Origin of the sequence: Megasphaera paucivorans, assembly GCF_900103535.1 — a bacterium.
GTDB lineage: Bacteria > Bacillota > Negativicutes > Veillonellales > Megasphaeraceae > Megasphaera_A > Megasphaera_A paucivorans.
This window is the reverse complement of record NZ_FNHQ01000028.1, coordinates 1-14,247: the sequence shown is the minus strand read 5'-3', so window position 1 is coordinate 14,247 and position 14,247 is coordinate 1. Positions and strand designations below refer to the sequence as shown.

Below are 14,247 nucleotides of genomic sequence, written 5' to 3'. Positions count from 1 at the left end.
CCTATCGTACAGTATGTTAACATAAAAGGGATGCAAAGCTATGATAAAATATTGTATTATTTTTTACAAAGTGGTATGATAAAATATATATAACATCGAATCGGATAACTAAAAAAAGGATGTGAGAATATGAAAAAAAAGTCGTTAGCATTGGCATTAGCATTGACTGCATGTGTGACTTCTTTTGCATTTGCTACTCCGCAAACCCAGTGGAATCAAGGAGAAACACAGATTGATCTTGGAACCTGGAATGTAAAAGCAAAAGGCGGTGGAGAATCATCCAGCAGTAAATGGAATATGAACGGCGGAGTAACGTATGGACTAAACAATCAATGGGCTGTACAATATGGGTATTATGGTTTGAAAACAAAAAATGATTGGACGACAGGTAATTCGCAGGAAATTAATGCAGTATATTCGTTTAACAAAAATTTTGCTTTTTATGGCGGCTGGAACCGTATTAAAAATTCAACAAATGTTGCTAGTGAATATAATGTTACAAACAATGTGCTTCAGGTAGGGGTTGTTGCTAAAACGCCTATAGGCAATAATTTTGATGTGTATGCCAAAGGAGCATTGGGAACAAAGAAGACATCCTTATGGGAAGCCGGAGTGGGGTATGCAGTATCTAAAGATTTAGATGTCAATGTGGGATACCGCCATCTTAACACGGAAGTTAACAGTGACAATAATATTACTTACAAAGGATTTATTGCAAATGTGTCATATCGTTTCGGTGGTGGTTCCACGGCCAAGAAGTAGAAGGTGGGTATACTTTATTTGACACGTAAGATAATAAGCATGTACTTTCAAGGTCTGCTATATACACTGAATCGCGACAGAATTGTTGCGTTTTCTGGGTATATAGCAGACCTTTGCTGTTTGTTGGATATCACTGTATTTTGAATCGTGAGGTATGATACAGAAAATAATATATTTCATATAAAGGGAGAAACGTATATGGATAAAAAAATATTTCTGTATATTGGGGTACATAATGAATCGCATTACATATGTTTATATAGATAGCATTATCGCCATGTTGTGTATATATTACGTATTTATTTCACAACCATATAATATTTATGTTACAATAAACTGTATATTTGGGAGAGGAGAATGTAGATGAGTTGGCGTATTGAACAAAAATTAGCGGAACGCCTTGCCGAGGAAACTGGATATTATAAATTTCCTTTTGGTTCTCGTCATACGATGGCGATTTGCTATCCCAATACGTATGAAGTAGGGATGAGTAATTTAGGAATGCAGATTATTTATCGTGAAGTTAATTGTCATGAAGGATGGCAGTGTGAACGTGCATTTGTTCCGGATAAGGAGATGGCTGCATGGTATGAAAAAGATCATACGCCATTGCTTACTATAGAAAACCAGCGACCTCTTTGTGATTTTGAAATTATTGGATTATCTGTGAATTTTGAGATGGATTATTTTAATGTTCCTTATTTACTTACACAGGGCCGGGTTCCGCCTTTGGCGGTGGAGCGGTCGGAAACGGATCCGTTGATTATTATGGGAGGACCGGTGGCTTTTTTTAATCCAGAGCCTTTGACTCCGTTTGTGGATGTTTGCATTGTGGGTGAAGGAGAACGGGTAATTCATGATTTACTCAAAATATATACATTAATTAAAAAAGAAGGCGGTACGCGTCAGAATGTATTAGATGCATTGGCGGGTGTTCCCGGCCTTTATGTACCATCTTTCTATATACATGAATATGATGAACAAGGGAATCTTTGCCGCATTATACCGCAGAAAGGAGCTCCAGCCAGCGTTGCGCGGCAGTGGGAAGAATTAACAGAACCCGGAGAAACTGTTGTGTCGACACCGCATACAGCGTTTGGAGCCATGTATCTGATAGAAATTGCGCGTGGCTGCGGGCGTCATTGTCGTTTCTGCATGGCAGGATATTGCTATCGCCGACCGCGGGTACGGCCATTGTCATATATAAAAGAAGCTGTTCTGCGAGGTAAAACTTTAGGGAAAAAAATTGGTCTTATGGGAGCGGCTATTTCTGATTATCCCCAGATTGATGAACTTGTATCGTTTATCCGTTCAGAAGGCCTTTCTTTTTCATGTGCATCATTACGTGCTGATTCTATTACGCCTGCTATTGTAAAAGGTCTTGCCGAAAGCGGACAGAGAACCATCACCTTGGCTCCAGAAGCGGGCAGTAAACGCATGAGGGATGTCATCAATAAAGGAATTACCGATGAAGATTTATTTCGATCTATTGATTTAGCAACAGCCGCAGGTATTATGCATGTGCGATTATATATTATGATAGGACTTCCTTGGGAAGAAGATGAAGATATAGAGGCTATTGTTGATATGACGCAACGTGTTAGAGAGCATATGAAACGTATTGGCAATACAGGAAAAATAACACTTAGTATCAATCCTTTTATTCCTAAGCCTTGTACACCATTTCAATGGATGCCAATGGCTAATAAAAACGTTATTGAGCATCGATTGGATATTGTTAAAAAGGCATTTCACCGCGAACAGCAGATAGAATTGTTGATTGAGCCGCTGCGGCAATGTTATATACAAGGCGTGCTTTCGCGTGGAGATCGCCGTGTAGGTGAAGTAGTGGCGTTAGCCAGTCGTTACGGGGGTGTAAAAGGATGGAAGCGGGCTGTTAAAGAATATGGACTTGATGTGAAAAAATACTTATATGCGTCACGACCTCTTCACGCAGTATTACCTTGGCAGGTACTTGATATGGGACTTGCTCCCAACTATTTAACATATGAACTGGAACAGGCACAGAAAGGTGAATTTACTAAACCTTGCTGGGAAGGGTGTCGGCGTTGTCATGTTTGCGGAGGTATTAATGAGTACTAAATGGATTTCACACACAAATGGAATATGTTGGGAAGAAAGTGCACTTATGAATGTTGCTGGTTTTTGTCATGGAGTGACCGGACGTTCCGGGGGAGTCAGCATGAATGGATACGGTTCTTTGAACTTGGCGCTGCATGTTGGCGATAATGCCGATTATGTACGAGAAAATCGCCGCCGTCTTTGTAAGACGGCGGGATTTAGCCTTTCTCGTTTAACAACATCACAGCAGACACATGGAGATAATATTGTTGCAGTAGGTTTGACCGAAGCGGGCTGCGGTTCTGCGTCATATGAGGAAGCACTGCCTCATACAGATGCGCTGATGACTAATTTTCCGGGAATACCGCTTGCGTTGTTTGTTGCTGATTGTGTTCCGGTCATTTTATATGATCCGGTACATAAAGCGTGTGCGGTTATTCATGATGGATGGCGCGGTACAGCTGCCAAACTTGCTGCCAAGACTGTATTTGCTATGCGTATTGCCTATGGTACGCGACCTTCTGATATGCTGGCCTATATTGGTCCTTCTATTTCTTGGAAATATTTTGAAGTAGGACCTGCGACGGAGCAGGTATTTAACTCTATGGGAACGACTTTTTCTTCTTGTATTATTCAGAAAGATACAAAATGTTTTATTGATTTGTGGGCAGCTAATCGAATTATGCTGGAAGAAGCAGGAATTTGTCCGGAACATATAGACGTAACGGAAAATTGCGTGTATGATAATGAGGATAAATTTTTCTCGTATCGCCGTGATCAGGGAATAACTGGAAGAATGGCGGTATTTGCTAAGTTATGATAAAATGTACATGTTAATTCTTGGAAATTTTGTCTAATAATTATACTTTTCACTATATATAATAGAATAAATATAATGGATGTAGTATAATTAAATCAATTAGTGTACAAGACGGAGGGGATATTTTTTGATTAAGGAAAATGTGGCGGTTATAGAAAAACGGATTGCTGATGCCGCTGCCCGTGCCGGAAGAACAGATAAAATTATTTTAGTGGCTGTTACTAAAAATCATCCGCTGGAAAATGTAGAAGAAGCAGCAGCTTGCGGAATAACTGATGTAGGAGAAAATCGAGTTCAGGAAGCTATGGAAAAAATGGAACATTTTCACGGCTGTTTAAAGTGGCATTTGATTGGCCATTTACAAACCAATAAGGCTAAACATGCTGTTGCACATTTTGACTTGATTCATTCTGTGGATTCTGCGCACCTATTGAAGGCAGTCGATAAGGCGGCTGAAAATTTAGGGAAAGTACAGGATATTCTGCTACAGGTTAATGTGGCTAATGAAGAAAGTAAATTTGGTATGGAAGTAGACGCTTTTCCAGAAATAATAGAAATGGCTAAGGGACTGTCTCATGTGCGTGTTCAAGGGTTGATGTGTATTGCCCCTGATTATGAAAATGTAGAAGATGTACGGCCTGTATTTCGTATAGCACGGGCATTATATGAACATATGCAAACGAAGTTTCCTGCTGGACAGATTCAATATTTATCAATGGGCATGACCCATGATTTCGAAATAGCAATCGAAGAAGGCGCCAATATGGTTCGTGTAGGAACGGCAATATTTGGACCGCGCAATTACTAAGGAGGACATGACATGGGAGTAAAAAATTTTTGGAACAAATTAGTGGGTACTGTAGGCGGAGTCAATGAAGATGACGATGAATTTGAAACAGATGAAGCAGGATATGAGGATGAAGTGGCGCCGCGGCAGACGGCACAGCCATATCGTTCGTCCTCTTCTCTTAGTTCGGCACAGCAGGATAAACCGCTGAAGATGATGATTGTCGAACCGGAAACATTTGATGATGCACAGAACATTGCCGATTACTTGCGTGAACGCAAGCCGGTAGTTATTAATTTTGAAGCAACAGAACCGGATATTACCAAGCGTGTTGTTGATTTTGTAAGTGGTGCGACATATGCTGTAGATGGCAACATACAAAAAGTAGGGAAAGATATTTTCCTTTGCGTGCCCAGCAATGTAAGCGTTGATCGCGGTAAACATGAGTATGATGATTTTGCGTCGGCATTAACTTGGAAGAATCAAGACGGACAATAATCCGGCAAAGAGGTTTTTGAGTGAAGAATAGAGATAAAGTTATTAGATATTATAAAGGCAGCGATAATGGCGAATTAGCAGCACGACTGATTGATTTGGCAGATGCAGCTGCAGGAAAAGGCCGTCCGTTCGCTGTAAGCGAATTTGTTTCTCCGGGAGAGGTTCAAATAGCAGAAACGATTCAGGCACATATGCCATCCTTGACCATACGCACTTATGGTGGGTATCAGGGAGCGGAACGGGTAAAGATTGCATTTATCCGTGATGATTATGAGGGCTTGGTTGATTATGAAGTGACGGCATGCCGAATTATGTGGGATGCGCGGTACCGGCTGTTGGGACATCGAGATATTTTGGGAGCACTTATGGGTTTAGGAGTTGACCGGAAGCGCTTTGGGGATATTCTTGTGCAAGAAGATAATGCGATTTTGTTGGCAGATAGCCATCTGGTGCCTTATTTAAAGCAAAATTTTGATAAAATTGCGATGGTTTCTGTCCATGTTGAAGAAACATTGCTTGAGGAAATTGTACCCAAAGAAGAGAAAATTAAGGAAATCAGAACAACGGTTGCTTCTATGCGTTTGGATGCAATAGTTTCTTCCGGATTTGGCATTTCTCGGACTAAGGCTGCAGAGGCAATTAATGGAGAACGGGTTCAAATCAATTGGCAGTCAGCCAAAGGACCGGCGCAGATAGTTCAGGCGGGCGATGTTATTTCCTTGCGCGGACGAGGACGGATGGAAGTAGCGGCGGTAACCGGTCAGTCTCGTAAGGGACGTACAGGAGTTTTGTTGAAACGCTATATGTAATGATGTATAATATGCATGTATTTCATAATTACTTAGGAGGAAATCATACAATGCTCACACCAATGGATATTCATAATAAAGAATTTAAACGCGGTTTTCGTGGATACAGTGAAGAAGATGTAGATGCTTTCATGGATGATTTAGCAGGCGACTATGAAAAAGTCTATCGTGAATACTGTGAATTAAAAGAACGTAGTGAAAAGCTGCAAGATAAATTATCTCAATATGAGAAAATGGAATCTACGATGAACAGCACATTGATGTTGGCTCAGCAAACTGCTGAAAATGTAAAGGTATCTGCTCGTAAAGAAGCTGATTTGATTTTACAGGAAGCAGAAAATAAGAAAAAACAGATGTTGGATGAAACTACGTTTAATGTTCAGACGACCCAGAAAGATATGGACAAAATGAAGACGCAGGTTAATGCATTCCGGGCTAAAGTCAGGTCGATTCTTACCAGCCAGCTGCGGTTGTTGGATGATATGGTTCTTGAAGAAGAGGAAGTCCGGACAGAAACAGCTTCCAAGGAACCAGCTGTTGAAGAAAAAAAATAATTCCAACATATGCTCTCTTTCCGGTATGACAGAGGTTAAACCTGAGAGGGAGTATATTTTTTTAGGAGGAATAGGATGAAACGGAAGCTCATGATTTTTGTCAGTTTAATGATGATGATGGCGGGATCGGTTATGGCATATAATCCATATGCACCCAATCCATTTGATACGATGGAACGAACAAGCTGGGAATATAAAGCGGTTTACGATTTGACTAAAGCAGGGCTGACGGGTTCAGATATGAGCAAATTTTCTCCGGCATATTCATTGACTCGGTATGAAATGGCACAAATGGTAGCGGTTGCTATTCAAAATCGCCAGAAAGCTACAGCCGGACAAAAAGAAGAAATTGATAAATTACAGGATTCTTTTTCAGAAGATTTGGCATATGCTGCTGGAGGAAATAGTACAGCGTCTCATAATACACAGCCGGCAGGACAGATTTTTGACTGGAGACAGGGGATAAAAACAAAATGAACGAAATAAAGATGGTAGCGATTGATTTGGATGATACGTTACTTCGCGACGACATTACAGTATCTGACCATACGGTTCATACAATAGGGCTGGCACGTAAAAAAGATGTTACTGTTGTCATTGCTACAGGACGGATGTTTTCTACAGCTCAGCCTTACGGAAAACAGTTGAAATTAGGCGACATACCTATGATGCTTTATTCAGGTGCTTTAATACAGACGGTAGATACGGGAACAATTTTATACCATTGTCCGATTGATTTGCAAGATGCGAATACACTTTTGATGTTAGCCAAAGAAAAACAGTGGTTTTTGCAAACATATATTGATGATGTAGTTCGGGTTCCTTATTATAATCATTATATTGAAAATTATGAAAATATTACAGGAACAAAAGCTCTCATAGCAGGGGAACGGTTTTATCATCCGGAGGGACGGCCTTCTAAAATGCTGGTTCATGGTACAATGCATGAGCTGGATCAAATAAAGAAAGAAATAGAGCTGACGATGCCAGGCGTATTTAAATTAATGCGGTCAAAAGAAACGATGTTGGAAATCGTACATGAAGGAATCAGCAAAGGAACGGGCCTTCGCCAATTATGCAGTATATTTCACATTCAGCCGGAAAATGTTATGGCTATCGGTAATTCTCAAAATGACATAGCTATGATGGAAACAGCAGGTTTCTCTGTTGCTGTAGCCAACGCTGAAAATGAAATACGGCAAGCGGCTGATTTTGTAACTACCTCCAATAATGATGACGGTGTTGCTGCCGCTATCGAGAAATTTATTTTGTGATGATATAAAGGAGGCAACTATGGAGCAGTTTCATCTTATTATTGTGACCGGAATGTCCGGAGCGGGTAAGACACATGTAGTACAAGTACTGGAAGATATTGGATATTTTTGTATTGATAATATACCGCCTGTTCTTATTCCAAAGTTTGCCGAATTGTGTATACAAGGCGGAGAAAGAGTGCGGCATGTAGCTCTTGTTGCTGATATTCGCGGCGGACAATTTTTTGATGCGATGAGTCAGTCGTTAAAAGAATTGAAAGAACAAGGTGTGTCTTATGAAATAGTGTTTCTTGAAGCGAATGACAGAGTATTGGTACGCCGTTATAAGGAAACGCGACGGGTGCATCCCTTGGCTCCGCATAATAGAATTAGTCAAGGAATAGCTGAAGAACGCCTTAAGCTTGCAGAGCTTCGTGAAGAGGCTGATTTTATTATTGATACGTCAAATATGAAACCTGGTGAGCTTAAGGAAGTATTGAAAAAGAAATTTGCTATTAGTGAACGGGGAAAAGGTCTTTCGGTAATGGTTGTTTCCTTTGGATTTAAACATGGACTGCCTATTGATGCCGATATTGTAGAAGATGTTCGCTTTCTGCCCAATCCTTTTTATATTGAGGCATATCGGCATAAATCAGGTAGGGTGCCTGTTGTACGTGATTATATTGAAGGATTTCCTATTACGCAGACGTTTATGCGTAAATGGTTTGATATGGTCGATTTTCTTCTTCCTAACTATGAAAGAGAAGGAAAAAGTCAGTTAGTTATTGCAGTTGGATGCACGGGTGGTTTGCATCGCAGTGTTTGTATGGCAGAAGCTATGTATCGTCATTTAAAGAAAAACGGTATGGATGTTGCGATTGAACACCGTGATATTGAAAAAAATGATGTAGAGGAAGACGTTTCTGATGATGAGAAGCTTTGATGGAGGTGTAATTGATGCGATTATTTAGATGGTTGCATCCGGGTCTTCATATAAAACGATGGTTGTTTTTATTTGGTCTGGGTATGATGGCTACCAGCTTTGGTCTCGTCCTTACATTTAATTATCAGTGGCTTGGACAAATTGAAGAATGGGCTTTCCGGATGTTATATGAAGCAACGGGTCATTATAACTATACAGTGCTGGCTACCGTTGGCATTATCTGGCTGGTTATTGGAGTGTTTGTCATGGGATGGGCAACACGGCGCCTTATCCGTACGATGTTGGATGCTATTATGCCGAATGAATCTGAAAATATCAGTGATTTGATTCTTTCTAATATGAAATTATCCAAAGGGCCTAAAGTCGTTGTTATTGGAGGTGGTACAGGATTATCCATCATGCTGCGTGGGTTAAAGACCAAAACGTATAATTTGACGGCTGTTGTAACCGTTGCCGATGATGGCGGTTCATCCGGACGAATTCGTCAGGATCTTGATATTATTGCGCCTGGAGATTTGCGGAATTGTCTGGTGGCGTTAGCTGATAAAGAAGGTTTGATGGAAAAACTGTTTGCTCATCGTTTTGGTGGCTCGGGGGAATTAAACGGGCATAGTGTTGGAAATTTATTTATTGCAGCACTGATTGAAGTTTTGGGTGATGTTGAAGGGGCACTAGATGCTTCCAGTAAAATTTTGAAGGTGCGCGGCAAGGTTATTCCATCTTCTGCAGATAAAATTCTGCTTAATGCAGAAATGGTTGATGGTACCATTGTACAAGGGGAATCACGAATTCCGGATGTACATGGTAAAATCAAACGCGTTTTTACAACGCCGGAACATCCACGTGCCATACAATCTGCGGTAGAGGCAATTATAAAGGCAGATGCCATCGTTCTGGGACCAGGGAGTCTTTATACAAGTATTATGCCTAATTTGCTGGTTCCTGACATTGCCGCTGCCGTTCGTAACAGTAATGCTAAAAAAATATATATTTGCAATGTTATGACGCAGCCCGGTGAGACAGATGGATATTCTGTTGCAGATCATCTTAAAGCAATTAATCAGCACGCCGGTGCTAATATTATCGATTTTGTCCTTGCTAATAACGGTATTATTGAACCGGATATTTTGCAACACTATGCATTAGTGGGCGCCTATCCGGTGAAAATTGATAAAAAGCAGATTGAAGCTACCGGGGCTACGTTGATTCTTTCTGATTTAGTAGACAAAAAAACGGGAGCAACTCATGATGCAAAAAAGTTAGCGAATATGTTATTTGATTTAATCAATGCGCTGCGAACTGATTTGTCGCCGGAAATATTGCGTTATTATTTAAAACGGTATAACATGACACACACGAAAGGGTGACATTCGTGTCTTTTGCAGAAGAAGTAAAGAATGAAGCTGCTCATTATAAACCGGAAAATTCTGCCTGCCGATATGCGGAGTTAGCGGCGCTGCTTTGTATGGGCGGCTCGATTATTTTAGGTCCTAAACAAACGACTGGCATAGAATTCAGCACATCCAATAATGCTGTGGCACGCAAGGCATTATCTATGTGGATGCGTACTTTTTCAATACGTCCGGAAGTACTTGTGCGTCAGGGATTGAAACTGCGGAAAAAGAATATTTATATCCTGCGCGTGATTCCTTCACACGAAAGCACGCATATTCTCGAAGAACTATCGTTGTTTCCTCATGCTGGAGAATTTCATAATTTGCAGCTAAAAAAAACGGACTGTCGGCGTGCCTTTTTGAGAGGGGCTTTCTTAGGTGGAGGTTCGGTCAATCAACCAAATGGAGATTATCATTTAGAATTAGTTACAGGAAATGAAATTTTTGCCAAACGAATTCTCAAAATTATGCGGCATTTTCGATTACCCGCTAAAATTACTGACCGAAAAGGTGAGTATCTTGTCTATTTAAAAGAAGGAAATGGAGTTTCTTCTTTTTTGCAATATATTGGAGCGAATCAAGCTTATATGAAGTTTGAAAGTGTTCGAGTACTTAAAGATATGCGAAACAATGTGAATCGTATTGTCAATTGTGAAACAGCCAATCTGCAAAAGACGGTAGATGCTGCCATTCGACAGATTCAATATATTTATACCATCCAAGAGGCAGGACTATATGATCGGATGACTATGAAACTGCAAGAAGCAGCAAAGTTGCGGCTTGATCATCCGGAATCGTCATTGAGCGAATTGGCAGAATTTTCTGGATTAACTAAACCGGGACTTATGCACCGGTTTAAAAAAATTGCTGACATAGCTAAAACTATAGAAGGACAACGTAAAAATGAAAATTAAGAAAATTGTTAAATTTGCTGTAATAAGTATAGCAGCGGTTCTGCCGTTTTTTGTATCGGCATCAATGGTATCCGTAGGTCCGGATAATAGGGATGTCATGTTTCAAATTATTCATTCACCCATGTTGCCTGCTACGATGACAGCCCCTAAAGAAACAGGTACGTTGCTTTTATCAGACAGTCCAGAGTATGCGACAGAAGATGGTGTTCTTTATACGGATTTAATGAAAGGGGATTGCCGTGTTTATTTTTATCATGTGAACCAAATGAATGGACCGCGAAAAATTGCGGTTATGGCATATAATCCATCAGATAAAGCGGCAATGATATATGTGAATCGCTGTCAGTTTTCCCGGCCCAGTGATGAATATTACCGTGTTGGTAAAGAACTATCTCTGATGTACTATGAAATGGTGCCAACAAGTAATAAGATACAAATTCCGCCCTTGTCCTATGCGGTTATTGGGCAGCGGATCAATGCTATTGCGATTCAGCCGGAAGATTTATATTCTGGAATTGTAGATATGACATTACCTGACATGCTGCAAATTTTTACAGTTATTATGCCATATGATGCGAATCCGGTCGATTTTATTAAGAAGTGTCGGTATTTAGATAGTGATGCGGTAAAATTGAGAGGCAGCTTTCATGGTATGAATCGAGAATTAGGATTAGTGACACCCTATTTACCAAGTGATGGAATCCGTTATATAACATTAGCTGATGGACATATAGATAGTTTTTTGAAAGGAAAAGATATTATTGATAATCGAAATTCCGAAAATGTTGGTAATTATGGTGTGGATTACAATGTTAATTTAAAAACAAAAGGAAAAGGGAAAATACATGTATATTTTAATCCGCAGGGGGGAGAATATGCAGGTGTTGTGGAAATGCTGTATCGTGATGATTGTAAATTGGTGGAAGTGCCACCGGCTGGCGTATACAGTATTGGCGGCAATGATGCTGATGCTATGCAATATATTGATTCTTTTGACGCAGGCACAGATGTAAATATTCATTTAATGCCTCCCGGGGCTGCCAATTTGCCTGTTCGTCTTATTATTGTTCCTGATAATAAAGTGCAGCAATTTATAGATCAAGTAAACGCAGATAAAATACGGCAGAAACAGCAGCAGATAGTTCCAAAGCATACAGATTCCAATGAAACGTTAACTTCTGGTTATAGAAAAAAAGATAAAAGTGAAAAAGATACAGTGAAGACAGAATATATAGATATACAGATTGCTCCAGCAGAAACATCTCTTTCGTTTTCGGATAAGAATACTCGCGCAGGAGAATCCAATACCGGGATAAATTAAAAAATGAGTTGCTGCACATTTACTACGTGTAGCAACTCATTTTTTAATGATGCGCCTTTTAAACAAGTTCGCTTAATTTTTTTATAATACGGACAAACGGATATGCTTCAAAATCAGCAGCCGTTGTAGTACCCGTTGTGACGCCGGTAAAATCAACGTGACTGTTTTGGGCTGTCTGTGCATCGATAAGGCTATCCCCAATATATAATATATCTTGCGGAGAAAGACGGTACCGTTTTTGCACTAACTCAAGACCGTACGGTGCTGGTTTCGGAAAATCTACATCTTCGATACCAATAACAAAATCAACTAATTGTTCCAAATGTTCCATTTCGATTGTTTGATTAATGCGATGCCGTGTTTTTGTTGATACGATTCCACATAGTGCTCCTTGAACCTTGAGTTTCTTTAACGTGCTGCGGGTATCAGGAAATAAATGGGTATTTGGAGTCATGTATTTATCGGAATATCGAATTTTGTATAATCGGCATAATTCTAAAATATGAGACTTATCCGTTATGCCGGTTATAATGCTCATAGATTCCGTCATTGGCTTTCCGATGGTTTGACAAATTTTTTTACGGGAAACAGGAGGAAAGCCCTGCGCTTCCAATAACATTTCAAAGCACATGACGATACCTTGTTCAGAATTTACTAATGTGTAATCAAAATCAAACACGTAAGCTTTATACATTAATTAGCATCCTTCGGCGGTTCTTGACCGAACCATTTTTTGTATAATTTGGCGTATGTACCGTCTTTTTTCAATTCAGCGACAGCTTTGTTAACAGCTTCTAATGTTTCTGGATGATCTTTGCTAATAGCAAGTGCGGAACCACTGGAAAGAATAGGATCACCTACCATTTTCAGATCTTTGTCACCGCCTTGGGACAAATAATACATGGCAACGGCATTATCAATGACAACAGCATCGCAGCTTTTGCTTCCTAGTTCCAGCCAGCCTTGACTGTTGGCATCGTACTGTTTTACTTTAGCCCCTTTTTCCTGGGCTATATCAACAGGTTTAGTACCTACTTGAGCTCCTACGGTTTTGCCGGCTAAAGAATCCCAGCCAGTAATATCTGTATTATCTTTACGTACAACGATGACATAGCCACCGCGGAAATATACATCTGTGAACAGTACTTGTTTCTTGCGTTCAGGGGTGGCGTCCATGCCGGCAGCAATCATATCGATTTGGCCGCTTTTTAAAGCCGGGATCAACGCATCAAAGCCCATGCTTTTGATTTCAAGTTTTCGTCCCATTTTGTCGGCAATGGCTTGAGAAAAGTCCATGTCGAAACCTACATACTTATCATCCTGTGTAAATTCAAATGGCGGGAATGTCGGTTCCGTGCCGACAACAAAAGGTTTTGTGTCCTTTGCGCCATCTTTTTTATCACCTGTTGAAGAGCCGCAGCCGGCAATCATTGTCACTGCTGCCATAGATGCAGCGACAAAAGCGATACATTTTTTGTTCATTTCAAACATCTCCTAAAATATAATTTGTAAATATATAAGATATTAATATTATACATAAATACAATAATGAAAACAATAAAAAGAGAAAGTAATGATAATAAATATGTAAGAAAAAAATATTTTTTTCACATAACCTCTTGACGATATGCATTTCGAATGATATACTAATCAAGTCGTCGCGATGAGGGCAAAGAAACGAGGCTCCATCAAGGCTGACGAAAAAAAGTCTCTTGACAAACGAAAGAGATTTTGATATACTAATTAAGCTGTCGGACGACAGCGATGACCTTTGAAAACTGAACAATGTAACGAACAAACAAACGCCAGAGTGCGAGGTCTTGGAAACAAGACGTCAAAACGAGTAAGAAAACGAACCAAAAACAATAGCAAGAATGAGCCGAATGGCTCTTCATATATCATGGAGAGTTTGATCCTGGCTCAGGACGAACGCTGGCGGCGTGCTTAACACATGCAAGTCGAACGAGGCTTTTCAAGAAGCTTGCTTCTTGAAAGACCGAGTGGCAAACGGGTGAGTAACGCGTAAACAACCTGCCCTCAGGATGGGGACAACAGCTGGAAACGGCTGCTAATACCGAATACGATCAATCGGCCGCATGGCCGGATGATG

15 protein-coding genes and 1 rRNA gene are annotated in these 14,247 nt (G+C 40.2%); 14 read left to right on the top strand and 2 right to left on the bottom strand.

What is annotated here, in order from left to right; all coding sequences use genetic code 11:
- Positions 1–129 precede the first annotated feature (129 nt).
- The 13 genes from BLR11_RS10950 (at position 130) to BLR11_RS10890 (ending at position 12,137) form a co-directional block, all read left to right on the top strand.
- The gene (locus BLR11_RS10950; protein ID WP_091651964.1) at positions 130–762 is read left to right on the top strand and encodes an outer membrane beta-barrel protein; all 633 of its coding nucleotides are present in this window, start codon (positions 130–132) and stop codon (positions 760–762) included.
- A 363-nt stretch (positions 763–1,125) separates the two neighbouring features.
- Positions 1,126–2,865, top strand: a complete 1,740-nt coding sequence (locus tag BLR11_RS10945) for a radical SAM protein (protein WP_091651963.1) — start codon at positions 1,126–1,128, stop codon at positions 2,863–2,865.
- Entirely contained in the window at positions 2,855–3,664 is an 810-nt protein-coding gene (pgeF, locus tag BLR11_RS10940) for a peptidoglycan editing factor PgeF (RefSeq protein ID WP_091651959.1), read from the top strand. The genes BLR11_RS10945 and pgeF overlap by 11 nt, the downstream gene beginning before the upstream one ends.
- Before the next feature lie 127 nt (positions 3,665–3,791).
- Positions 3,792–4,472 (top strand): YggS family pyridoxal phosphate-dependent enzyme, encoded by a 681-nt coding sequence (locus BLR11_RS10935; RefSeq protein ID WP_091651958.1) that lies wholly within the window; start codon positions 3,792–3,794, stop codon positions 4,470–4,472.
- A gap of 12 nt (positions 4,473–4,484) precedes the next feature.
- Positions 4,485–4,949, top strand: coding sequence for a cell division protein SepF (locus BLR11_RS10930; RefSeq protein WP_091651955.1), 465 nt, complete (start codon positions 4,485–4,487; stop codon positions 4,947–4,949).
- Positions 4,950–4,969: 20 nt separating this feature from the next.
- A complete protein-coding gene (locus BLR11_RS10925; RefSeq protein WP_091651954.1) occupies positions 4,970–5,758 on the top strand; it encodes a YlmH family RNA-binding protein in 789 nt (262 codons plus the stop codon).
- A gap of 50 nt (positions 5,759–5,808) precedes the next feature.
- Positions 5,809–6,312, top strand: a complete 504-nt coding sequence (locus BLR11_RS10920; RefSeq protein ID WP_176762965.1) for a DivIVA domain-containing protein — start codon at positions 5,809–5,811, stop codon at positions 6,310–6,312.
- Positions 6,313–6,387: 75 nt separating this feature from the next.
- Positions 6,388–6,789, top strand: coding sequence for a hypothetical protein (locus BLR11_RS10915; protein WP_091651952.1), 402 nt, complete (start codon positions 6,388–6,390; stop codon positions 6,787–6,789).
- The gene (locus BLR11_RS10910) at positions 6,786–7,586 is read left to right on the top strand and encodes a Cof-type HAD-IIB family hydrolase (protein ID WP_091651950.1); all 801 of its coding nucleotides are present in this window, start codon (positions 6,786–6,788) and stop codon (positions 7,584–7,586) included. Before BLR11_RS10915 ends, BLR11_RS10910 begins: the two co-directional genes overlap by 4 nt.
- A 19-nt stretch (positions 7,587–7,605) precedes the next feature.
- Positions 7,606–8,508, top strand: coding sequence for an RNase adapter RapZ (rapZ, locus tag BLR11_RS10905; protein WP_091651948.1), 903 nt, complete (start codon positions 7,606–7,608; stop codon positions 8,506–8,508).
- A gap of 14 nt (positions 8,509–8,522) precedes the next feature.
- Positions 8,523–9,875 (top strand): gluconeogenesis factor YvcK family protein, encoded by a 1,353-nt coding sequence (locus BLR11_RS10900; RefSeq protein WP_091651946.1) that lies wholly within the window; start codon positions 8,523–8,525, stop codon positions 9,873–9,875.
- A gap of 5 nt (positions 9,876–9,880) precedes the next feature.
- On the top strand, positions 9,881–10,816 hold the full coding sequence (whiA, locus tag BLR11_RS10895) for a DNA-binding protein WhiA (RefSeq protein WP_091651944.1): 936 nt from the start codon (positions 9,881–9,883) through the stop codon (positions 10,814–10,816).
- Complete coding sequence (locus BLR11_RS10890; protein ID WP_091651942.1) at positions 10,806–12,137, top strand: hypothetical protein; 1,332 nt, start codon at positions 10,806–10,808, stop codon at positions 12,135–12,137. Before whiA ends, BLR11_RS10890 begins: the two co-directional genes overlap by 11 nt.
- 58 nt (positions 12,138–12,195) lie before the next feature.
- Here the strand turns inward: BLR11_RS10890 and BLR11_RS10885 are convergent, their stop codons facing one another.
- Together BLR11_RS10885 and BLR11_RS10880 are read right to left on the bottom strand one after the other, a co-directional pair.
- Positions 12,196–12,831 (bottom strand): HAD family hydrolase, encoded by a 636-nt coding sequence (locus BLR11_RS10885; RefSeq protein ID WP_091651938.1) that lies wholly within the window; start codon positions 12,829–12,831, stop codon positions 12,196–12,198.
- Positions 12,831–13,619 carry a basic amino acid ABC transporter substrate-binding protein gene (locus BLR11_RS10880; RefSeq protein ID WP_091651934.1) on the bottom strand — a complete coding sequence of 263 codons (789 nt, stop codon included), beginning with the start codon at positions 13,617–13,619 and terminating at the stop codon, positions 12,831–12,833. Before BLR11_RS10880 ends, BLR11_RS10885 begins: the two co-directional genes overlap by 1 nt.
- Positions 13,620–14,034: 415 nt before the next feature.
- Between BLR11_RS10880 and BLR11_RS10875 the strand changes: the two genes are divergently transcribed.
- Positions 14,035–14,247 (top strand): 16S ribosomal RNA (locus BLR11_RS10875); the annotation flags it as partial.

Excerpts from the sequence above, each read along its gene's own strand:
- rapZ (WP_091651948.1), top strand. The coding sequence starts at position 7,606 with ATGGAGCAGTTTCATCTTATTATTGTGACCGGAATGTCCGGAGCGGGT.
- BLR11_RS10885 (WP_091651938.1), bottom strand. The coding sequence starts at position 12,831 with ATGTATAAAGCTTACGTGTTTGATTTTGATTACACATTAGTAAATTCT.
- BLR11_RS10950 (WP_091651964.1), top strand. The coding sequence starts at position 130 with ATGAAAAAAAAGTCGTTAGCATTGGCATTAGCATTGACTGCATGTGTG.
- BLR11_RS10945 (WP_091651963.1), top strand. The coding sequence starts at position 1,126 with ATGAGTTGGCGTATTGAACAAAAATTAGCGGAACGCCTTGCCGAGGAA.
- BLR11_RS10915 (WP_091651952.1), top strand. The coding sequence starts at position 6,388 with ATGAAACGGAAGCTCATGATTTTTGTCAGTTTAATGATGATGATGGCG.
- BLR11_RS10900 (WP_091651946.1), top strand. The coding sequence starts at position 8,523 with ATGCGATTATTTAGATGGTTGCATCCGGGTCTTCATATAAAACGATGG.
- BLR11_RS10890 (WP_091651942.1), top strand. The coding sequence starts at position 10,806 with ATGAAAATTAAGAAAATTGTTAAATTTGCTGTAATAAGTATAGCAGCG.
- BLR11_RS10880 (WP_091651934.1), bottom strand. The coding sequence starts at position 13,619 with ATGAACAAAAAATGTATCGCTTTTGTCGCTGCATCTATGGCAGCAGTG.
- BLR11_RS10920 (WP_176762965.1), top strand. The coding sequence starts at position 5,809 with ATGCTCACACCAATGGATATTCATAATAAAGAATTTAAACGCGGTTTT.
- pgeF (WP_091651959.1), top strand. The coding sequence starts at position 2,855 with ATGAGTACTAAATGGATTTCACACACAAATGGAATATGTTGGGAAGAA.
- BLR11_RS10910 (WP_091651950.1), top strand. The coding sequence starts at position 6,786 with ATGAACGAAATAAAGATGGTAGCGATTGATTTGGATGATACGTTACTT.
- BLR11_RS10930 (WP_091651955.1), top strand. The coding sequence starts at position 4,485 with ATGGGAGTAAAAAATTTTTGGAACAAATTAGTGGGTACTGTAGGCGGA.